The organism is Agrobacterium radiobacter (assembly GCF_040801995.1).
Taxonomy (GTDB): domain Bacteria; phylum Pseudomonadota; class Alphaproteobacteria; order Rhizobiales; family Rhizobiaceae; genus Agrobacterium; species Agrobacterium radiobacter.
Genome location: NZ_JBEGHX010000001.1, coordinates 1,371,114 through 1,392,129, shown reverse-complemented (window position 1 = coordinate 1,392,129; position 21,016 = coordinate 1,371,114). Strand labels below are relative to the sequence as shown.

18 protein-coding genes and 1 tRNA gene are annotated in these 21,016 nt (G+C 58.7%); 7 read left to right on the top strand and 12 right to left on the bottom strand.

The window, feature by feature from the left end; genetic code table 11:
- Window positions 1–104: 104 nt before the first annotated feature.
- The 10 genes from MRBLRC7O_RS06990 to MRBLRC7O_RS06945 all read right to left on the bottom strand — a co-directional run bounded on the left by MRBLRC7O_RS06990 (window position 105) and on the right by MRBLRC7O_RS06945 (window position 11,893).
- Window positions 105–1,025: a TIR domain-containing protein gene (locus MRBLRC7O_RS06990; RefSeq protein WP_080866196.1), complete on the bottom strand. Its 921-nt coding sequence runs from the start codon at window positions 1,023–1,025 to the stop codon at window positions 105–107.
- A gap of 5 nt (window positions 1,026–1,030) precedes the next feature.
- A complete protein-coding gene (locus MRBLRC7O_RS06985) occupies window positions 1,031–1,729 on the bottom strand; it encodes an adenylate/guanylate cyclase domain-containing protein (RefSeq protein ID WP_080866195.1) in 699 nt (232 codons plus the stop codon).
- 11 nt (window positions 1,730–1,740) lie between these two features.
- Window positions 1,741–2,307, bottom strand: coding sequence for a Pycsar system effector family protein (locus MRBLRC7O_RS06980; protein ID WP_080866194.1), 567 nt, complete (start codon window positions 2,305–2,307; stop codon window positions 1,741–1,743).
- Between the two features lie 10 nt (window positions 2,308–2,317).
- Window positions 2,318–3,103, bottom strand: a complete 786-nt coding sequence (locus tag MRBLRC7O_RS06975; protein WP_143242733.1) for an E2 domain-associated cysteine-rich protein — start codon at window positions 3,101–3,103, stop codon at window positions 2,318–2,320.
- Between the two features lie 8 nt (window positions 3,104–3,111).
- On the bottom strand, window positions 3,112–4,638 hold the full coding sequence (locus MRBLRC7O_RS06970; protein ID WP_080866192.1) for a nucleotidyl cyclase domain-containing protein: 1,527 nt from the start codon (window positions 4,636–4,638) through the stop codon (window positions 3,112–3,114).
- Window positions 4,639–4,857: 219 nt separating this feature from the next.
- Window positions 4,858–8,676 (bottom strand): vitamin B12-dependent ribonucleotide reductase, encoded by a 3,819-nt coding sequence (locus MRBLRC7O_RS06965; protein WP_111820724.1) that lies wholly within the window; start codon window positions 8,674–8,676, stop codon window positions 4,858–4,860.
- Window positions 8,677–9,058: 382 nt separating this feature from the next.
- Window positions 9,059–9,355: a hypothetical protein gene (locus tag MRBLRC7O_RS06960; protein ID WP_143242732.1), complete on the bottom strand. Its 297-nt coding sequence runs from the start codon at window positions 9,353–9,355 to the stop codon at window positions 9,059–9,061.
- Entirely contained in the window at window positions 9,356–9,853 is a 498-nt protein-coding gene (gene gpt / locus MRBLRC7O_RS06955; RefSeq protein ID WP_003508098.1) for a xanthine phosphoribosyltransferase, read from the bottom strand. It abuts the gene before it with no gap.
- A 299-nt stretch (window positions 9,854–10,152) separates the two neighbouring features.
- Window positions 10,153–10,998, bottom strand: coding sequence for a universal stress protein (locus MRBLRC7O_RS06950; RefSeq protein ID WP_080866190.1), 846 nt, complete (start codon window positions 10,996–10,998; stop codon window positions 10,153–10,155).
- A 103-nt stretch (window positions 10,999–11,101) separates the two neighbouring features.
- Window positions 11,102–11,893 carry a competence/damage-inducible protein A gene (locus MRBLRC7O_RS06945; RefSeq protein ID WP_080866189.1) on the bottom strand — a complete coding sequence of 264 codons (792 nt, stop codon included), beginning with the start codon at window positions 11,891–11,893 and terminating at the stop codon, window positions 11,102–11,104.
- Between the two features lie 277 nt (window positions 11,894–12,170).
- Here MRBLRC7O_RS06945 and wrbA point away from each other — a divergent pair, with 277 nt between their 5' ends.
- The gene (gene wrbA / locus MRBLRC7O_RS06940) at window positions 12,171–12,770 is read left to right on the top strand and encodes an NAD(P)H:quinone oxidoreductase type IV (protein ID WP_003509751.1); all 600 of its coding nucleotides are present in this window, start codon (window positions 12,171–12,173) and stop codon (window positions 12,768–12,770) included.
- Window positions 12,771–13,282: 512 nt separating this feature from the next.
- On the opposite strand, the gene MRBLRC7O_RS06935 is transcribed toward wrbA, so the two are convergent.
- Together MRBLRC7O_RS06935 and MRBLRC7O_RS06930 are read right to left on the bottom strand one after the other, a co-directional pair.
- Window positions 13,283–13,528 carry a DUF982 domain-containing protein gene (locus MRBLRC7O_RS06935; protein WP_003509748.1) on the bottom strand — a complete coding sequence of 82 codons (246 nt, stop codon included), beginning with the start codon at window positions 13,526–13,528 and terminating at the stop codon, window positions 13,283–13,285.
- Between the two features lie 94 nt (window positions 13,529–13,622).
- Complete coding sequence (locus MRBLRC7O_RS06930; protein ID WP_003509745.1) at window positions 13,623–13,925, bottom strand: hypothetical protein; 303 nt, start codon at window positions 13,923–13,925, stop codon at window positions 13,623–13,625.
- Window positions 13,926–14,632: 707 nt separating this feature from the next.
- Here MRBLRC7O_RS06930 and MRBLRC7O_RS06925 point away from each other — a divergent pair.
- The 6 genes from MRBLRC7O_RS06925 (at window position 14,633) to MRBLRC7O_RS06900 (ending at window position 20,684) form a co-directional block, all read left to right on the top strand.
- Window positions 14,633–14,785: a DUF3309 family protein gene (locus tag MRBLRC7O_RS06925; protein ID WP_003495626.1), complete on the top strand. Its 153-nt coding sequence runs from the start codon at window positions 14,633–14,635 to the stop codon at window positions 14,783–14,785.
- Between the two features lie 240 nt (window positions 14,786–15,025).
- A tRNA-Cys gene (locus MRBLRC7O_RS06920) sits at window positions 15,026–15,099 on the top strand.
- A 43-nt stretch (window positions 15,100–15,142) separates the two neighbouring features.
- A complete protein-coding gene (locus tag MRBLRC7O_RS06915; protein WP_162686120.1) occupies window positions 15,143–15,388 on the top strand; it encodes a hypothetical protein in 246 nt (81 codons plus the stop codon).
- Between the two features lie 183 nt (window positions 15,389–15,571).
- Window positions 15,572–16,243, top strand: a complete 672-nt coding sequence (locus MRBLRC7O_RS06910; protein ID WP_020810546.1) for a protein-L-isoaspartate O-methyltransferase family protein — start codon at window positions 15,572–15,574, stop codon at window positions 16,241–16,243.
- Window positions 16,244–16,634: 391 nt separating this feature from the next.
- Window positions 16,635–17,621: a cell division protein PopZ gene (gene popZ / locus MRBLRC7O_RS06905; RefSeq protein ID WP_080866593.1), complete on the top strand. Its 987-nt coding sequence runs from the start codon at window positions 16,635–16,637 to the stop codon at window positions 17,619–17,621.
- 219 nt (window positions 17,622–17,840) lie between these two features.
- The gene (locus MRBLRC7O_RS06900) at window positions 17,841–20,684 is read left to right on the top strand and encodes a valine--tRNA ligase (RefSeq protein ID WP_080866188.1); all 2,844 of its coding nucleotides are present in this window, start codon (window positions 17,841–17,843) and stop codon (window positions 20,682–20,684) included.
- Window positions 20,685–21,016: the final 332 nt, after the last annotated feature.

Here is a 21,016-nt window from a genome sequence, read left to right as displayed (position 1 = left end):
CTCATAGGTTAGCTGGTTCGGAATATCGGGCAAGAAAAGAGCAAGCACAAGTCTGTTCCGGCAGTCCGGCACAATCAGAAGGGGCGTTAGGCTTGTTTCGAGAGCTATCCATTGAACGGTCCTAGCTTGAGAATGTGGGCGCGGAGCCTGTCGCAAGCTGGAGCCATGAGCGCGGCTGTATCCTGGCCGCCCTCGTACCTGTAGGGGATCGTCGTAATGCCACTCATATCGCTGGGGAGTTTCACTTTCTCATCGCGCGGTTCCATGAGGATTGCGCGCTGCCTGCCCAGCCTTCCCATGAACAGTCCGAGTTCGAACACGACGTTGTCTCGAGGACTCGGCCATGGCTTTCCACGGCTCTCGGTGAGATCGTCTGCGTGGGCTATCGCAACTGCGAAATCCGAGTCGTCGATCTGAGCTTCGAGATCTTGAAGGGTGTAGTTTGCGACCTTGAAGACGTCATCTGTCCACAGGGTGGCTAGGATCGTTTCGGTATCGTGTTCGAATGCGTTGCGGACAAGACGGGCTACATGCCGTGCCTCGGCGGAGGAGATGATGAAAACGCGTGTTTTCTCTCTGAAAGCACCGACATGCTTGTTCCGTTCCAGAAGCCTACGTGAAAGTGCGCGGGCGATCTGCTTGTAGATATCAGGGTACTTTTTGCCAAGTGATGCGAACTGCTGAGAGGTCAGTTTGCCGACGATCGACGGCTCGTCTGCGACCACGGTTGCGGATCGGCGTTGCGTCGGTTCCACTGCTGCCATCTCACCGACGTGATCCCCACGTCCCCGCGCGCCGATGCGGCGGCCGTTTACGTGGATGCCGAAAGATCCGGATACGATCAGGAAGATATCATTGTCCTCGGCATTCTGCTCGATCAGTGTCTGCCCAGTATCGTATTCCAGCAACTCTGCGAGATCTGCTAGTTCTTCGGCCAACGAGGTATCACGGCCGACGATCGTCTGAGATAGGAATGCCTCGATTCTCAGATCCCTACCTTCGTCGCCTTGAAAACGTTCAAGCATCCTGCTCAAGAGAAGCTCCTCCAGTAGGTCGTTGACCAAATCGCATCGTTATTGTGCTGTGACCAGTTCCACGACTTCCATATGTTTTCTCCCTGAGGACCATTCTTCTGGCCGTCCTCAAGGTAGTCGTATACCCGTTTGGTAATCCATGTCGGCTGATCCGCGTTGAGCGCCGTAAGCTTGGCGGCAAGATTGGCCGCATTCCCGATCCAGACAATATCATTGTCGCCGCGGACACCGGTCCTTGCAGCTTTGATTTCGGAAGTATCCACGCCGACGATGTGCCGGATTTTGAAGTCGGTCTTGTATTGCTTGCTCAACTCCGGCTGCACGATGTTTTTGATCGCATAGTTGATTTCAAGCGCGCAGGAGACCGCAACATTGCGTTGCCTGTTTGAAATGAAGATGCCCATCACGCGGTCGCCATCATAGGAAACGATGGTCCCGCCATGCTTGCGGATTAGGCGTGAGGTCGCATAGAGGAAGGTCTTGTAGACTTCGCCTGCGAACTGCCAAGTTTTCTTTTCAACGAGATTCGTGGAGCCGTCCAGATCCGCGTACAGTATCGTGGCGGTTTTCAGATGTACGGCGTCATTCGAAAGTTTGAGGTCCGCTGGCTCCGGTACGGTCGTTCCTTCACGCACGTTCCAGTTAGTACGAAAGGTCGTGCTGGCATTGCCTCTGATATCGTCGGCTATCGTCATCGTGATACCCCTCAGCAATGCAATTGGCTGATTGCCCAGCGGATACAGAAGATCAGCGGAGGAATCGTCATGATTGCGAAAGCGGTCAGAACCAGGGATCCGGCCCAGTTGAACATTCGGAACTTCCGATGGGCGATCTTCGCATGGATCGCGGTCTGTACCGACAGATCACGGAGGTAGGTAGCGGTCGCTGAGTCGTTACCGGTTGGCATGTAGAGATCGGCTGCCATATCTGGATAGTCCTTCGTTCCTCCCTTGGCGATGTCACCGAAATAAAGAAGGTTCTTGTAATCGTCCTCGCGCTTATGCATCTGGTCGAGAAACTTGGGCATCAGGGATTTCAGGCTGATCATGGCGGCGATGAAGAGAAGGGGCAGGGCCGCTCTAAAGGCGTGGTTGTAGCCGAGAGGCAGTTCTTGCGGAGCCCGTAGGAGCGTGATGATTGCTCCCATCCAGACGGAGCAGAAGGTGAGGAGGGCAGCATTCTTGGCCTCGGCAAATTTGGCGAAGTCGATCATCCTGCCGTGGTTGGCCGAGAGCAGCTTCTCATATGCTTCCTGTTGGTCGTTCTTGGCCATCCTCTTTTCCTCAGCCGGAAATCCGTGCAAGCGGGCAATCGTCCATTGTGCCGCAGCAGACCTGACTGGCGGCGCGTAAATACGTGTAGAAGTCGGCTTCTGCTTTTCGCCAGCCGTCCATGTTAAGGACGAGTTCGGCAAGCAGGCGCGCGTGATCACCACAGGAGGCCAGCGGGAGACGACGAATATCAGCATGTTCGCATTTGCATCTTTGACGCAGAGTCATCACACGTCGCACGGTGGGCACGACGGTGACCACGCGTCGGCCGTCCTGGAGAAGTGCGATACGCTCCCGGCGGCGCCCGCGCCCCAAACGAAGGCGATCGTCTCTCAGTAAGGCCACGAACCTGGGACCAAGTGCCTCGGCATTCTCCTCCGCCATCGCCTGGAAACGCGCAGCCTCCGAACCATGCGCGCGAGCGTCAGCCTTGCCCGGCCAGCGCCGTAGCACGGCTGCTGAACGTTGGCGGAGCAGAAAGGTTAGAAGCTTACCCCACCAAGCCTCCGCATCCTCGTGGTCCTTGATCTGCGTTGGTTCAACTTCACCCCAGTAGAGGCAGAACGTACCGCCTGGATTGATGTGCCGCTCTGCACAGAAAGACGGCAGGAGGGTCGCCTCCGCCTCTCTTACCGACACCGTCTCTCCCTCCCGTGAGATTTCTAGGATGAACTCGGATGAGGGGGCGCCGGATGCGCTGGGCGGACGGACGCCGTATATCGCTCGTTCGTCATTGCCAGAGATGAGCCGGGCGTGGTTCTTATGGGCCACGCTGTGAAGATGTTCGATAGGCGACAACGCTGGCCTCAATCGATCTTCGCATGCGGGCGGAAAGGTGTCTCTGCCGCTCGAGCGATGGCAGGACTCGCCGCCGCATAGAGCACGGCCCGCGCCGCCTTTGCTGTGGAATCATCCTCGGCGGCAAGTGCTTCGAGTGCGACATCGTAGGTCAGGTTCGCGACCCGGCGGGACGACCCGAAGAGCTTCCGTACCGAAGACGGTCCCTCATCGTAGGCCGGCTGGCCGATTGCCGTTTGCGTTCCATCGCACCGCTTCTGTTCGGCCTCGGACAGCAGCACCGAGCGCCCGGCGGAGCACCGAACGCGGCTCCCCTGCATTCCAAGGCGCGTGATCGAACCCGGGCCAAAGTCAAAGCCGATGGCTAGGCCCAGATCGTCTGTGTCCACGCCGTTATCCTGAAGGCGTTCGAGAGCAAGATCGAAACTGCTGCGAAGTCCGCCAGCACAAAGTACTGCAGTGGAGATGGTGGCATCGGTATCGGTGGTGTAGGCGGTGCCCTCAAGAATGTGACCATGGACGCAGTCGCCGATGAAGCGAATCCGGCGTCCGGAGAAATCCGAGGTGAGAACACGATCAAGTTCTGCGCGGATCACATGAAGGCAGCGGACGACATCTTCCGCGTCATCGTCGATGTGGGAGTCGACATAAGCGGTGAAATTATCCACATCGGCGTAGACCGAGACCATGTCCATACGGCGAGAGTTACCCGGCGTAAGAACGGTGATATCCAGGTTCTTCAAGGGGGGTGTCGCTCGAGAGAAGGAGAAGGCTCCGATGGGGTTGTTCTCGTTGTCCTTTCTCCACTCCCTTACGATCGATTCCTTGCTCAGGCCGAGCTGGGCATTGTCTTCGCAGTGTGCGATTTCATCGTCCGTGAGCTTCGTCTTTGCAGGCACATCTACGGTGTCGAGATCGATCGCATCGCGGGCGTCGTTGCTCATATAGATTCCGATCGCCTTATTGTTCGACGCGAGCTTTGCGGCGATGTTTGCCGGGCGACCGAGAAAAAGCGGCTCGCGGTAGCCATTGCGCCCGTTGTTTACGGCCAGCGCCTTTCCAGTGTCGATGCCGACGCGCGCTTTCGCATTAGGGATATTCTCGTCATCGTCGCCGGTTTCGGCAAGAACATCCACGATCAGCTTGGCTATCGCCACCGCGCGGTCCACGCGGTCACCCGCCGCATCCGTTCCGTAAGGCTTGGCGATGACGGCGTGCAGACGCTGGTTATGGAAGTCCACCCGGATAGCATCTGCGTCGGCTAAGATGCGGTGCACTGCTCGGTAATGGAGATTCAGGAAACGGAGCGCGCGCTTGTGGGAGGTCTCTCCTTCGGTATCCGTCGACCAGAGCATCTCTTCGAAGTTGACGATGTCGATATAGAGATGAACGCCGTCCAGGCGATAGGCCTTGTTCGTTGGAATCGACTGAAGTGAGGTGGTTCGCGTGTAGTCGACCACCGTTACGTTTTCGACATCCTTGATGCGCGCGTCGATTGCAGTTTTGGCGCGGTCGTGCTTCCAGCTATTTGCCATTGCTACTCAACTCCAGGATTTCCGTGTGCTTTGGACGGTGTCCAACTTACGCGATTGTTTCACTGTTTGTTCTGTTAGGCATTTTCCGGGCACTGAAAGTGCCCGGAAATAATCATTTGAGGTGTTGGCCAGTTTCAGTTTCCAAAATGGCCAGTACTAGGACAATTTGGCCAGTACTAGGATTGGTTTCTCAATTCTGAGAAACCTTGTTGCCCTTACTTAGCTGCAGCCGCTCGTCGCACCGCAGGTATCGCACTTCTCGCAAGTGCCATTCCGCACCATCGTGAAGTTCTGGCATTCCGAGCACATGTTGCCGGTATAGCCCTGTGCAATCGAGCGCATGCGGCGTTCGTTTTCCTTCTTCTTGGCTTCCGCCTTGGCCGATGCAGCGTCTGCGGCGGCCTTGTCGGAGAAGAGGGCGGTGGCGGTCTGCTTGGTTTCCTGGACCACGTCGTCGATTACCTCTTCGGCAATCTCTTCCGCCAGTTCCTTGGCGCGCTCTTCATAATCGCGCTTGAAGGAGACGATTTCCGAGGTGGAAATCGCGACTGTCGGTTCCAGCTTGCGGGCGGCGGAGCCTGCAAACGAGGTCACGTTGGCCGACGCGCGGGCAGGGGCTGCCGTTGCCGAGCCCTTGGGTTCGGAACCGGCGCGTTCGCCTTCGTTGCTGGAAACCAGCGTCGGCTTGTAACCGCGTGTCCAGCCGGTGGAGAGCAGATTGGTCTTGCCTTCCTGGATACCCTTGCCGAGTGCGGTATTGGAGAAGTCAGACGTATCGACATGGGCGAGATCGTGGCGGCCGAGATAGGAGACGGCGAGTTCGCGGAACACGTAGTCGAGGATCGACGTGGCATTCTTGATCGCGTCGTTGCCCTGCACCATGCCGGCCGGTTCGAACTTGGTGAAGGTGAAGGCCTCCACATATTCCTCCAGCGGCACGCCATATTGCAGGCCGAGCGAGATGGCGATGGCGAAGTTGTTCATCATCGCACGGAAAGCGGCGCCTTCCTTGTGCATGTCGATGAAGATTTCGCCGATGCGGCCGTCACCGAATTCACCGGTGCGCAGATACACCTTGTGACCGCCGACCGTTGCCTTCTGGGTGTAACCCTGACGGCGGTTCGGCAGCTTTTCACGCTCGCGCGAGACACGCTCGATGACGCGTTCGACGATCTTTTCGGTGATCGTCACGGCCTGCTGTGCGAGCGGCTGCTGGACCAGTTCCTCGACGAAATCTTCGTCGCCCTCGTCTTCCACCAGCGAGGCGTTGAGCGGCTGGGAAAGCTTGGAACCATCGCGGTAAAGGGCGTTGGCTTTCAGCGCCAGCTTCCACGACAGCATGTAGGCTGCGCCGCAATCTTCCACCGTCGCGTCATTCGGCATGTTGATCGTCTTGGAGATTGCACCCGAGATGAAGGGCTGTGCCGCCGCCATCATGCGGATGTGCGATTCGACCGAGAGGTAACGCTTGCCGATCTTGCCGCAGGGGTTAGCGCAATCGAATACCGGCAGGTGCTCGTTCTTCAGGAACGGTGCGCCTTCCAGCGTCATCGCGCCGCAGACGTGAACGTTCGCCGCTTCGATGTCCTTCTTGGCAAAGCCGAGATGCTCGAGCAGGTTGAAGCTCATGTCGGAGAGCTGCTCGTCGGAAACCTTGAGCGTCTCCTTGAGGAAGTCAGCGCCGAGCGTCCACTGGTTGAAGACGAACTTGATGTCGAAGGCGCTCTTCAGCGCAGCGTTGACGGCTTCGATCTTCTCATCGGTGAAGCCCTTGGCCTTCAGCGTCGAGGGGTTGATTGCCGGCGCCTGGTTGAGATTGCCATGGCCGACGGCATAGGCCTCGATCTCGGCGATCTGGCTTTCGGAGTAACCGAGCGAACGCAGGGCATCCGGAACCGCGCGGTTGATGATCTTGAAGTAACCGCCGCCGGCGAGCTTCTTGAACTTCACCAGCGCGAAGTCGGGCTCGATGCCGGTCGTGTCGCAATCCATCACGAGGCCGATCGTGCCGGTCGGCGCGATAACTGTCGTCTGGGCGTTGCGGTAGCCGTTCTTTTCGCCAAGTTCCAGCGCCTTGTCCCAGGCGGCTGTCGCATGGGCGATGAGGTCCTGATCCGTGCAATCGGCGTGGATGAGTGCAACCGGGTTGACCGAAAGGCCCTCATAACCATCCGACAGGCCATGGGCGGCGCGGCGGTGGTTGCGAATGACGCGCAGCATGTTGTCGCGGTTCGGCGCAAAGCTCGGGAAGGGGCCAAGCTCGCCGGCCATTTCAGCCGAAGTTGCGTAGGAGACACCGGTCATGATCGCGGTCAGTGCACCGGCAATGGCGCGGCCCTCATCGCTGTCATAGGGAATGCCCGACGACATCAGCAGGCCGCCGATATTGGCGTAACCGAGACCAAGCGTGCGGTATTCATAGGAGCGTTCGGCAATCTGGCGCGACGGGAACTGCGCCATCATCACGGAAACTTCGAGCACAACGGTCCACAGGCGGACGGCATGTTCATAGTCGGCGATGTCGATGCGCTTCGTCGCCTGATCCTTGAACTGCAAGAGGTTCAGCGAGGCAAGGTTGCAGGCCGTGTCGTCGAGGAACATGTATTCCGAGCACGGGTTCGAAGCGCGGATCGGGCCTTCGGCCGGCGAGGTGTGCCAGTCGTTCATGGTGGTGTTGAAGTGCAGGCCCGGATCGGCCGACGCCCAGGCGGCGTGGGAAATCTTTTCCCAGAGGTCGCGGGCCTTCAGCGTCTTCATCACCTTGCCGTCCTTGCGGGCGGTGAGGTTCCAGTCACCGTCATTTTCGACAGCGCGCAGGAAGTCGTCCTTCAGCGAGACGGAGTTATTGGAGTTCTGGCCTGAAACCGTGAGGTAGGCTTCCGAATCCCAATCCGTGTCATAGGTCTTGAACTGAATGTCCTTGTAACCCTGTTCGGCGAACTGGATGACGCGCTTGACGTAGTTTTCCGGCACCATGTCCTTTTTGGCGGCGCGGATTTCGCGCTTCAGGGCAGGGTTCTTGGCCGGGTCGAAGCAGTCACCATTGTCAGCTTCGCAATTGACGCAGGCCTTCATGATCGCCTTCAGGTGCTTGGCGACGATCTTGGAGCCGGTCACGAGAGCAGCAACCTTCTGCTCCTCGTTCACCTTCCAGTCGATATAGGCTTCGATATCGGGATGGTCGGCATCAACAACCACCATCTTGGCGGCGCGGCGGGTGGTGCCGCCGGACTTGATGGCGCCGGCTGCGCGATCGCCGATCTTGAGGAAGCTCATCAGGCCGGAGGAGCGGCCGCCGCCGGAGAGCTTTTCGCCTTCGCCGCGCAGATAGGAGAAGTTGGAGCCGGTGCCGGAACCATATTTGAACAGGCGCGCTTCACGTACCCACAGGTCCATGATGCCGCCTTCGTTGACGAGGTCGTCTTCGACGGACTGGATGAAGCAGGCATGCGGCTGCGGATGTTCGTAAGCGGATTTGGACTTGGTCAGCTTGCCGGTGAAGGGATCGACATAGAAATGGCCCTGGCCGGGGCCATCAATGCCATAGGCCCAGTGCAGGCCGGTGTTGAACCATTGCGGGGAGTTCGGCGCAACGCGCTGGGTGGCGAGCATATAGGCAAGCTCGTCGCGGAAGGCGAGGGCATCTTCTTCGGACGAGAAATATTTGCCCTTCCAGCCCCAATAGGCCCAGGTGCCGGCCAGACGGTCGAAAACCTGACGCGCATCGGTCTCGGAGCCGAAACGTTCGGCTTCCGGAACGTCCTTCAACGCCTTTTCATCGGGAACGGAGCGCCACAGGAAGGAAGGAACGTCGTTTTCCTCGACCTTCTTCAGGAACTTCGGCACACCGGCCTTGCGGAAATATTTCTGCGCCAGAACGTCTGTGGCAACCTGGGAAAACTGCGCGGGAACGTCGATGTCAGCCAGACGGAACACGATCGATCCATCCGGGTTCTTGATTTCACTGACGGCCTTGCGGAAGTCGATCTCCGCGTAAGGCGATTGGCCGGGCTTCGTGAAGCGGCGTTCAATGCGCATGGTTTCTGTCCTCGTCCATTGGGCGCCCGGTGAAGGGCGCAAAAATCCGGTCCAGCCGTGCGATGCCTTCGCGCAGCCGGTTGTTGCCGATCTGTAAGGGATGTTCATCCTTGGATGTAATCCCTGTATCTCGTGGCTTATTCGGCTGCAAGCATGTCATGGAATACTAAATATAGTATCAACAGCTTCCTGCCGCCAGTCCCCGCGTCATGTTTTTGGCGGTTTCCGAAAGGCGCGCAAAAGCCTGCGGCGAACCGCCCCCTCATGGTCGGGACCGCCGTTTGGACATGCGCGCTGAAGATGGAGAGGAACCGGCCTCGTTACTTTCCGGTCCGTTGCCGCCGCAACATAAATGTCACTTTCCTCTCGCGGCACAGATTCGTCAAGCCATAGATTGAAACCCATTTTTAACCACAAGATATTGTGTGAAGTGCCTGTGGAAAACGGGGATAGCAAAAGCGATTAGAAAAATCAGTGACTTGGCGGGAAAATTTGAAGCTTGCGCGAGGCTGGTTTCCGCAACGGAAAGGCAAAACCCCGCATTTCCGGGGTGAGGCATAATGGCGACACTGCGGTTTTTCCGTGTTTTTCCGCCGTCGTCAAAGAAGGCTTTTCTCCCAAAAAAACCGCCCTCGGCGGGGCGGTTTTTCCTGTCCGGTTTTCTAATGGCGGCCGGCAATCAGCCGCGCGATCCCTTGGCGATCGGCTCCTGATAGGTGAAGCCCATGTCCCAGGGAAAATAAATCCAGGTATCCTGGCTGACTTCGGTGACGAAGGTGTCGATGGTCGGCACGCCCTTCGGCTTGGCGTAAACACAGGCGAAATGCGCCTTCGGCAGCATTTCACGCACTTCCAGCGCCGTCTTGCCGGTGTCGGTCAGATCGTCGACGACGAGCACGCCTTCGCCGCTGTCGGACATCAGCTCCGGCGCTACGCCCTTCAGCAGAACCGTATCGCCCTGGTTGACGTAATCGTGGCGGGTGGCGATGCACACCGTGTCGATCATGCGGATGTTGAGTTCGCGTGAGATGATCGCCGCCGGCACGAGGCCGCCGCGGGTGATGCAGACGATTGCCCGGAACTCTTTGTCGAGACCGGCAAGACGCCAGGCAAGCGCACGGGCGTCGCGGTGGAACTGGTCCCAGGAAACGGGAAAGGCTTTATCGGGAAGGGACATGTCGTCTACCATCTGGTCAAAATTGTCGATGGCTTTGGCTAATAGCCGCAAGACCGGCAAAAAGGCAAGCTTTCCGCTAAAAGGACAGGGCGGGAGATTGCCGCCTGTTTCTTCTCCCCGCCGGGGAGAAGGTGGCCCGAAGGGTCGGATGAGGGGAAAGCCTCATCGCATATCTCGACTGTCGCCCCCTCATCCCGCTGCCGCGGACTTCTCCCCGGCGGGGAGAAGAAACAAGCGGTGATCGCTCGTATAATGCGGGATGCGGAGGGGATGCGGCACTGTTTGCGCCGCATCCTTATTCAACGCGACAGCAGCGTCATTGCGGTCATGGAATCGAGCAGCGTGCGCGTCACGCCGCCGAACAGCAGCTCCCACCAGCGGGAATGGCCATAAGCGCCCATGACCAGCAGGTCGATGCTGTTGTCCGACAGGCGGTTTTCGATCGCGGCCTGCGGCGAGATCCCTGCGATCTTTTCCTGCGAGGTGACGGTGACATTGACGCCGTGGCGGGCGAGGGTGGCGGCCAGTTCCGCACCGGCAAGACCGGAAGACTGCGTTTCGCTTTCGGCCTGATCGACGGAGAAAATCTCGACGCTGTCTGCGGCCTTCAGGAAGGGCAGGGCGTCGAAGGTCGCGCGGGTCGCCTCGCGCGAGCCGTTCCATGCGATCAGGACGCGCTTGATCGGTTTTGCAACGGTCAGCACATGCGGCACGAGAAGAACGGGGCGGCCGCTTTCATAAAGGAAGCCGTCAATGTCCGAGCGGCTGTCTGACAGTGCCGAGGAGCTGCTCTGGCGGGCGACGATGAGATCGGCGCAACGCGCGCTGTCGATCGCCGATGCGGAGGCGTAACCCACCGAGGTGACGAAGCTGCGCCATTCATGCGAGATGCCATTGGCGGACAGGGTGTGCTCGAAGATAGTCCCGACGTCGGTGGTTTCCTTGTGCGCCACATCCTGCAGCGCCTGCACGGTGGCGGGATCGGGAATCTCCATCGGCGCGACGAGCGGAACGGCGGCCAGCGTTTCCGTGTGCAGGCCAATCACATGCGAGGAAAACTGGTCGGCAAGGCTCACCACGAATTCGCCGAGCTTCTGCGTGTTCGAAACATTATCGACCACTGCCAGTATCGTTTTGTAACCCATTTCTCTCTCCTCGGTGACATGTCTTTTCTAGGGGGAGAGTGGCCGTCTTTGCCGATGGCCACCTTGATTTTGGTCAAACTTTTTTGTTTCAGGCCTTTTCGTTTCAGGCGGTTGCATCGCCCTTGCTGGCGGCCAATTGTTTCTCCTGGCCGATGGTTTCGATCATGGCCGCAACCGCTTCGGTCGCCGCCTTCAGCACGCCGGCGTCGCGGGCGCGCACGACGATCTCCGTCGAAAAACGCTGCCCGTCATATTTCGGATAGGAGCCGATGCTGGTTTCGGGATGCGCCTTCTGGATGGCCGTCAGCGGCGTGCCGATATCACCTTCGCCATAGGGCGAACGCACCGCCTGCGACATGACTTTGGCACCGGTGCGCAGCGTCGGCATGACATTGTCGAGCATGGCCTGGAACACCTGCGGCACGCCGGCCATGACGTGGACATTGCCGATGACGAAGCCGGGGGCGACGGAAACGGGGTTGGCGATATGGGTCGCACCTCTCGGCATGCGCGCCATGCGCTTGCGCGCCTCGGTGAATTCCATCTCGCGGACGCGATACATGTCACCGAGCAGGCGCAGCGCCTCGGCGTCGTGTTCGCAGGGCAGGCCGAATGCCGCAGATACCGCATCCGCTGTGATGTCGTCATGGGTCGGACCGATGCCGCCTGATGTGAAGACATAATCAAAGCGGCTGCGCAGCGCGTTCAGCGCTTCCACGATCGCTTCCTCCTCGTCGGCGACGATGCGCACTTCCTTCAGGTCAATTCCGGACATGGTGAGCACATCCGCGAGGTGCCCGATATTCTTGTCCTTGGTGCGGCCCGAAAGCAGTTCGTCGCCGATGGCAAGCATGGCGGCGGTAACAACGGAGGAGGTGGAGGAGGGGTTGGACATGGGTGCACTCGTCATCTGTTTTGTCAGACGTTAACGCCGCGCCAGTGCGAATGCAAAGCGGTTTTAAAGAAACGCAAAAGGGGATTGGTTGACGATGGCATCGAGTGTTCACTCATCGTGAACAGTGCGTATGCCAATCCCCGGCTGGCGAGAGACCGATCCGTCCGCTACGTTTTTGTCATACGGTTTTTACAGGTCAACGCCGATGATCATCGAGTTTTTAAAGAAGCTTGTCGCCGGTACGCCGGAAACAGTTCCAGCAAAGGAAACGAAGAGAATGACGAAGGTTCTGGTACTTTATTACTCCTCTTACGGCCATATCGAGAAAATGGCCTATGCGGTTGCCGAGGGCGTGAAGTCCACCGGCGCGGAAGCCGTGGTCAAGCGCGTTCCCGAACTCGTTCCGGAAGAGGTTGCCAAGTCCTCCCACTTCAAGCTGGACCAGCCGGCTCCGGTGGCGACGGTGGACGAACTGGCGGATTACGATGCGATCATCGTCGGCGCCGGCACGCGTTTCGGCACGGTGGCGTCGCAGATGCGCAATTTCTGGGACCAGACCGGTGGCCTGTGGTTCAGTGGCAAGCTGGTCGGCAAGGTCGGCTCGGCCTTCACCTCGTCCGCCACCCAGCATGGCGGTCAAGAATCCACCATTCTCGGCTTCATCCCCACCTTCCTGCACCACGGCATGGCCGTTGTCGGCCTGCCCTATGCTTTCCAGGGCCAGATGGGCGTTGATGAAATCAAGGGCGGTTCGCCCTATGGCGCCTCCACCATCACCGATGGCGATGGTTCGCGTCAGCCTTCCGAAATCGAGCTGGAAGCCGCTCGTTATCAGGGCGCCCATGTCGCCAAGCTGGCCGCCAAGCTTTCTGCCTGATGTGATGATTTGTTGAAACAGAAATGCGGCCCAAAAGGCCGCATTTTTTATGCCGGAACGTCAAGTCGCCGGTTCTGCCGGAGATAGATTTTTGAGGTGGGTCAAATCGGCAGGTTGACCATGAAAAGGCAGCTTGCGACCACGAAGCCAATCATCGAGATTTCGAGAAAACCGTTCAATCCGTCACGCATTCCAACCCTCCTCCTGTTGAGTGAAAAGAGAACGGTCAAAGTTTATCGCGGTTCCATAACGAAAGAATGAAATTCAGGAAATTCTAAAATCCAGCCTCTCCGCCTTTCGACGGAGGGCGTTTTCACGCTTCAGCCTGTGACGACGAAGGCGACCACGAGGTGGCCGAGAAGGCCGATCGCCAGGCAGGAGAGGAGAAAAATGAACAGGGCTTTTTTCATGTTTCCGGAAGCTTCCATCTGTTGCGATCCATCGAACCTGTCTTGTTGAAAACGTAGCGCTGCAGACGGCATTTATAGTCTGCGGCCCCAGTTATTGCGCCATCAGGCCTTGATATCGAGGCCCGCTTCGATTGCGGCTGCGATGAAGGCCTTGCGCGCGTCCTCGGGCTTTTTCCGGCCTGCATCGACGGCGGCGCAGATCAGCAGCGCCTTGTCCAGCGCATCGCCGTCTTCTATCGGCCAGTCCTCGATCAGCGCCCAGGAGGCGGCCTGCGTGGTTTCGATGCTCGTGTAATCGCCCGGCGTTTCGAACGCGATCAGGACGGGTTTTTGCCAGCGCGTATTCATCGCCTATCCATCTTGGTTGTTGCGCCCGGCTCTAAACGAAGCGGTCAGGATGCGCAATCCCGTTGCGGATGCGTTTCTGCCGGTTGCGGTGCGGTCAGTCGTCGCGCCCGAACAGCCAGTCGCGAATGATGCGCCGGTCGATGAGTTCCAGCGAGCGGTCGGGCGCAATGCGATAGGTTTCCACCGCCCTTGTGCTGCCGTCTATGCGGAATTCATGGCTGAACGTACTGCCGATCGGCGATTTCGTCAGCTTGGTGCGCGGCTGGCCCCTGTAGATGATGCTGCCGGGGATGGGTTCGACATAGGGCGCGGGGCCGACATAGGCGGTCGTGCCGGCGGTGCATCCGGCAAGTGCCAGTGCAAGCGCTATAGTGGCCGATGATGCGAGCGTTTTCATCCTGTCCTCCGAAGTGCGTCTGTGAAAACGAGATGGAGGCGCGGCGGTTCCCGGCGGGCAAGGGGCCGGAGGCGATTTTCCCCGACTATTTGCTTTTCGGATTCTGAATGTCGCGCGCGACCCAGCGAAAGAAAAAGTAGACGAGCAGGCCAAAGATGAAAAGCGGGATGAGGTTCGCAAAACCGGACATATGATTCTCGTTTCTCCCTCCCGGCACGGGGTCTAGCCGGACTGAAACCGGCAAGGCAAGGCAAAGGCGTGACACGGTCGGTAAAATATCCGTGTGCCTGCAAAGGAGAATTTGAGGCCCTTGGGGAGGGGCGGGAGAGATCTGGCGCACTGCCAGTGATGCCAGATCTCTCCGTCTCCCGCCAGTTTCAGGGTACGGGGGACTGGCGCTTAATATGACGGACAACTGCCGATAGACATAGGCCGAGAAATTACCACGAATAAATCGCTGGTTTGGTCGATCCGCGTGAGGGCAGGCCTGTCATTCGCATCCGGAGCTTCCCGCCGCGATATAATTAGCCAGAGAATTACTTCAGGAGACGGGAGCAAGGGCCGCATTCTTGAACTGCCGGTGTAACCCGTTGAAACGGAACAGGATGCCTGCCTGCAATTATGCTGCCGGACCTGCAGGAAAGGGAACTTTTTGCGCGTTTCATCATTCAATCAGGCAGACACATGCCAACAGTGGAGGGTTACACATGCTCGGCACCATCCTCGTCATCCTGCTCATTCTTTTCCTGATCGGCGCGCTGCCCAGCTGGGGTTACCATAATTACGGCTACGGCCCCTCGGGTGGTCTCGGACTGGTTCTGGTCATCGTCTTGATCCTGGTCCTGCTTGGACGGATCTGACCGATCGGCATATAAGATGCAGCATTGCCCGCGACGGCGCAAACGCGCCGGATGCGGGCTTTGTTTTCTTCCGAGATATGAAGCAGATACAAAAAGCTTCGGAATCTTAAGCGCTTAGGTGACCCACCTTTGCTGCGTGCCGGTCCTATCCGAAAAAACACTACATTCGGAACGAACCCTCTTGCGCCCATAATGGATTCGTTCTAAATGCCCGCCATCGCTTGATTGATGAGCGTGTGAGGCCTCGTGGCGGAGTGGTGACGCAGAGGACTGCAAATCCTTGTACCCCGGTTCAATTCCGGGCGAGGCCTCCAAATTTCTCCACCATCGGCACTACATCAGATCTGCGACCCGTAGATGACGCGCATGCGCGCTGTTTTTTTGGCCAGAATGCAGGAGAAGAGCGTGGATCAGGATCGGCAGGACAAGGCGGGCAACGGCAGGAAGCGAAGGCTCTGGCCATGGCTGCTCCTCGGTGTCGTGACTGTCTTGGCGATCTATGCCTATGTGACGACGATCCAGATGATCGAGGACCTGACGCAGCTTTGGAGCGATCTCGTTCAGCTTTTCTGGTGGATCATGCCGGATATTCCTGCTTCCTGACGATGCGATTCACGCCAATCGCGGGAAATTTGCATCACCCTCCGGTGCTTTTTAGGACCGCAGCCAATGAGCGCGCTTGAAAGCGCAGCCTCTGGCAATTATGAGATTGTTTTAACGGTCGGCTGCATCTTCCGACTTGGGCTGGTTTTTGGCCCCTATCCGTGAAATTGAGGCGATAAGGACATGATGGATTTCGAAACCGCACGCGCCAATATGGTCGACAGCCAGTTGCGCACGACCGACGTGACGTCGCATTCCGTGCTGAAGGCGTTTTTGAGCGTGCCGCGCGAGGCTTTCGTGCCGGCGGGCGTGCGGCAGATTGCCTATGTGGACGAGGATCTGCAGATCTGTCCCGCCCGCGACGGCCGCCCGGCCCGTTATGTCATGAAGACTTCGCCGCTGGCGAAGCTGCTGCAGCTTTCGGCCGTATCGAAGGAAGACGTCGTCCTGGAAGTCGGTGGCGGTGCAGGTTATGCGGCTGCCATTCTTTCCCAGCTTGCCGGTTCGGTGGTTTCGCTCGAAAGCGATGAGGCGCTGGCCGCACAGGCGACCGAGACGCTGGCTTCGCTCGGATATGACAATGTCGCCGTCGTGACCGGCGATCTCGAAAAGGGCTATGCGGGCGAAGCGCCGTATGACCTCATTTTCATCAATGGCTCGGTGGAAGAAGTGCCGGCGGCGTTGATCGACCAGCTCCGCGACGGCGGACGTCTGGTTGTCGTTGTCGGATATGGCGGAGCCGCGAAGGCCACCGTCTATCGCCGCGATGGTAACGGCACATCGGCCGCTACCTTCTTCAATGCGTCGGTCAAGCCGGTGCCGGGTTTTGCCAAGGCGGCTGAATTCGTTTTCTGATCGGCAAACGATCATCGTCTTTTTGACGCCGGGGTGGACTTTCCGCCCCGGCGTTTTTGCGTTTGGTTTGCCGGAAGAGCGCTTCCTCCCGGCCGCTCTCACAAAGCTGTGCATCATCACGAAACTTGTCGAATCAGTGATTTAGTTCCTCGCTATGCTGACCTAAACTAAGGGTGATTCGGGGTGTGCGTATTTCTGCCCCGCATGATCCTGTGACAGGGACGGCAAAATTGCTCAAGCGCTTTGGCCGACCATGTTTCAGAGCATCGGTGTGACGATCGATTTTGGTTGTCGGAAACGCGATGTGCGAATTGAACAGGTCAAGGAGCGCTTCATCCGATGTCCGTGGGATGCGGTAAGGGCGCTCGAAGAGTGGAAACCGGGGATTGATATGGCTCAGCCAAGCGTAGCGCGTGAACCGTCCATGGAAGAGATTCTGGCGTCTATCCGCCGGATCATCGAAAGCAACGAGACCGGACCCACCGGCGCGTTTTCCGGGCAGTTGCCGCCGGTCTATGACGATGAAGACGAGGCTGCAAGCGAAGCGGCCTTCGTGGCGGAGCCCATCAGCCCGCCGGCACGCGTTCCCCCCGCCGCAAACCAGGCTTTTGGCGCACGGCCTGCGCAGGATTTTTCGCCGATTTCTGAAGGGCCCATGGCTGAACGGCAGGAAAGCTCTGCCGAGAAGACCATGTCGCTTGCCGATGTCGCCGCCCGTGTGCGTGCTGCCGCCGACCGTAACGCCGCCATGGGACCGCAGGCTTTCGCCGCGCAGGCGCAGCGTGGCGCGGCCGAGACCGGGTTGCCGGCCGCAGCCGCCCCGAATGTATCGCAGCCTTCGTCCGTATCGTCTTCCGACCGCGCCGCGCCGCAGCGTCCGACGGATGTTCGGCCGCTGATGGCAGCCGTGGTGGCCGCAGGTGTGAACGAGCAGCCGGCATCTTTTGCCGCTGAGGATCGCGCCGCCGCTGCCGCCGTCGAAAGCGCGCCTTCGGCCGAAAGCCGTTTCGATCAGCTTACTCTGCGCGGTGCTATTGAAACGCCGCTGACAGCGGAGCGTTTCGACATCGCGGTGCTGAACCCTGTCGTTGAGACGCCGACATTCGATCTGGCCGAGTTGCAGGCAAAAGACGAGGCGGATGTTGAGGGCGGCCTGTCGCTCAATCTGCTTTCCGCCGCTGCCGGTGCGCAGATCGCCCGTTCCTTCAGCGAGCTGGCGGAGGTTTTCGACGGTGTCGAGCGGCGCTCGATCGAGGATATGGCCGCCGAGATGCTGCGCCCGATGCTGCAGGACTGGCTGGAAGACAATCTGCCGACGCTGGTGGAGCGTCTCGTGCGCGAGGAAATCGAGCGTGTGGCGCGCGGTTCGCGCCGCTAAGTCCCGCTCTTGTCGCATCTGCAATTGCTGATGATGCGATGAAACAGCGGCCGCTCCGGCAACGGGGCGGCTTTTTTGTTGAAGATGAAGGTGTTATGGGGTCATAGTCACCCGTGGGTCCGCTCAATGGTTGGCTCGCGGGCGGGTTTCTGTTGACTCTCTCCCGTCCATCCTTATTTAAAAAAATCCACACAAGAACTCTAAAATTCAGGTCAGGAAATGCTCGAAAAGACCTACGATTCCGCATCCGTCGAACCGAAGATCGCCAAAGCCTGGGACGAGGCTAATGCTTTTCGTGCCGGCGCCAACGCCAAGCCGGGCGCGGAAACCTTCACCATCGTCATCCCGCCGCCGAATGTGACCGGCTCCCTGCATATGGGCCACGCGCTCAACAACACGCTGCAGGATATTCTGGTCCGCTTCGAGCGTATGCGCGGCAAGGACGTGCTGTGGCAACCGGGCATGGACCATGCCGGCATCGCCACGCAGATGGTCGTCGAGCGCAAGCTGATGGAAGGCCAGCTTCCCGGCCGCCGTGAGATGGGCCGCGAGGCTTTCGTGGAGAAGGTCTGGGAATGGAAGGCCGAATCCGGCGGTCTGATCTTCAACCAGCTGAAACGCCTTGGCGCATCCTGCGACTGGTCGCGTGAGCGCTTCACCATGGATGAAGGTCTCTCCGAGGCTGTACTCGAAGTTTTCGTCACACTCTACAAGCAGGGCCTGATCTATAAGGACAAGCGTCTGGTCAACTGGGATCCGAAGCTGCTGACCGCGATTTCCGACATGGAAGTCGAGCAGATCGAGGTCAAGGGTAATCTCTGGCACCTGCGCTACCCGCTCGAAAAGGGCGTTACCTATCAGTATCCGATCGCTTTCGATGAGGAGGGCAAACCCACCGAGTTCGAGACCCGCGATTATATCGTCGTCGCCACGACGCGTCCGGAAACGATGCTCGGCGATACCGGCATTGCGGTGAACCCCGAGGATGAGCGTTACAAGGGCATTGTCGGCAAGCATGTCATCCTGCCGATCGTCGGCCGCAAGATCCCGATCGTTGCCGATGACTATGCCGATCCGACCGCCGGCACGGGCGCCGTGAAGATTACGCCTGCGCATGACTTCAACGATTTCGAAGTCGGCAAGCGCTGCAGCCTGCGCGCCATCAATGTCATGAATATCGACGGCACGATCACCATCAAGGAGAACGAGGATTTCCTCGAAGGCCTCAGCCATCCCGCTGCGCTCCACGGCGCATGGGATCGTCTGGAAGGACAGGATCGCTTTACCGCGCGCAAGATCATCGTTGAAATCTTCGAAGAGGCCGGGCTGCTCGACAAGATCGAGCCGCACAAGCATGTGGTGCCGCATGGCGACCGCGGCGGCGTGCCGATCGAGCCGCGCCTGACCGACCAGTGGTGGGTGGACAACAAGACGCTGGCGCAGCCGGCGATTGCCTCGGTTCGCGAAGGCCGCACCAATTTTGTGCCGAAGAACTGGGAAAACACTTACTTCCAGTGGATGGAGAATATCCAGCCGTGGTGCATCTCGCGGCAATTGTGGTGGGGACACCAGATTCCCGCATGGTATGGCCCGGACGGGCAGGTCTTTGTTGAGAAGACCGAAGAAGAGGCCCTGCAGGCCGCCATCCAGCACTATATCGCCCATGAAGGTCCGTGGAAGGCCTGGGTCGAAGAGAAGCTCGAGAACTTCGCGCCGGGCGAAATCCTGACGCGCGACGAAGACGTGCTCGACACCTGGTTCTCGTCGGCGCTCTGGCCGTTCTCGACACTCGGCTGGCCCGAACAGACGCCGGAACTGGCGCGTTATTACCCGACCAACGTGCTGGTCACCGGTTTCGACATCATCCCCTTCTGGGTGGTGCGGATGATGCAGATGGGCCTGCATTTCATGAAGGACGACGCCGGCAATCCGGTTGAGCCCTTCAGCACGGTCTATATTCACGCGCTGGTTCGCGACAAGAACGGCCAGAAGATGTCGAAGTCCAAGGGCAACGTCATCGACCCGCTGGAACTGATCGACGAATACGGCGCGGATGCGCTGCGTTTCACGCTGGCCATCATGGCGGCGCAGGGTCGCGACGTGAAGCTCGATCCGGCACGTATCGCCGGTTACCGCAACTTCGGCACCAAGCTTTGGAACGCCACGCGCTTTGCCGAGATGAATGGCGTCAAGCGCGATCCGCACTTCCTGGCTGAAACCGCATCGTTGACCATCAACCGCTGGATCCTGACCGAGCTTGCCAATACGGCGCGCGACGTGACGGCGGCGCTTGAGAATTTCCGCTTCAACGATGCGTCAGGCATTCTCTATCGCTTCGTCTGGAACCAGTTCTGTGACTGGTATCTGGAACTGCTGAAGCCTGTCTTCAGTGGCGAAGACGAAAAGGCGAAGCGGGAATCCCAGGCCTGTGCGGCCTATGTTCTGGAAGAAATCTACAAGCTCCTGCATCCCTTCATGCCCTTCATGACCGAAGAGCTGTGGGCGCACACGGCGGGCGAGGGCGAGGAGCGGGATGATCTGCTGTGCCTCACCGACTGGCCGACGCCGGAGTTTCGCGATGATGCCGCAGCTGCGGAAATCAACTGGCTGATCGATCTCGTTTCCGGCATCCGCTCCGCGCGTGCCGAAATGAACGTGCCGCCGGGCGCCACCGCGTCGCTTGTGGTCGTCGGCGCCAATACCTCCACCGAAGCACGGCTCGACCGCCACGCCGCCGCCATCCGGCGTCTGGCGCGGGCGGATGAAATCCGTGCCGCCGAGGTTGCGCCGAAGGGTTCCGCGCAGATCATCGTCGGCGAGGCGACGGTATGCCTGCCGCTCGGCAACCTCGTTGATCTCGCGGCTGAGCAGACCCGTCTCGAAAAGGCGATCGGCAAGGTGGATGCGGAAATGGAACGCATCGACAAAAAGCTGTCGAACGAAAAATTCGTGGCCAATGCCGATCCGGAAGTGGTTGCCGCCGAGCGCGAGCGCAAGGCCGAGCTGGAAGTGCAGCTTGCAAGCCTGAGAACGGCGCTCACACGGGTCAGCGAAGCGGGGTAATATACCGCTTACGGCTTTGGAGAAACAAAAACGCCCCGTTTGAAACGGGGCGTTTTTTTGCTTTGGTATATCAAGTCGTCTCGATTGATTGCTGCACTGCAATGGCGAATCATGTGCACTCGAATGAGCGATTATTTCACGCCATTTTCAGCCAGAAATTGTCCGAACAGTTAAAAAAGCCAACAAAAACGGCCTGATAAGCGCGTTTCCTCGGGAAACCCGTGAGTGTGGTTATTTGGAGACAATTCCCGTCTCAAGTGGGAATTTGTTTCATTTTATGTCGGATTGCTTCAATTGGATTAGAAAAATAACCTAAAATGACTATGCAAGGG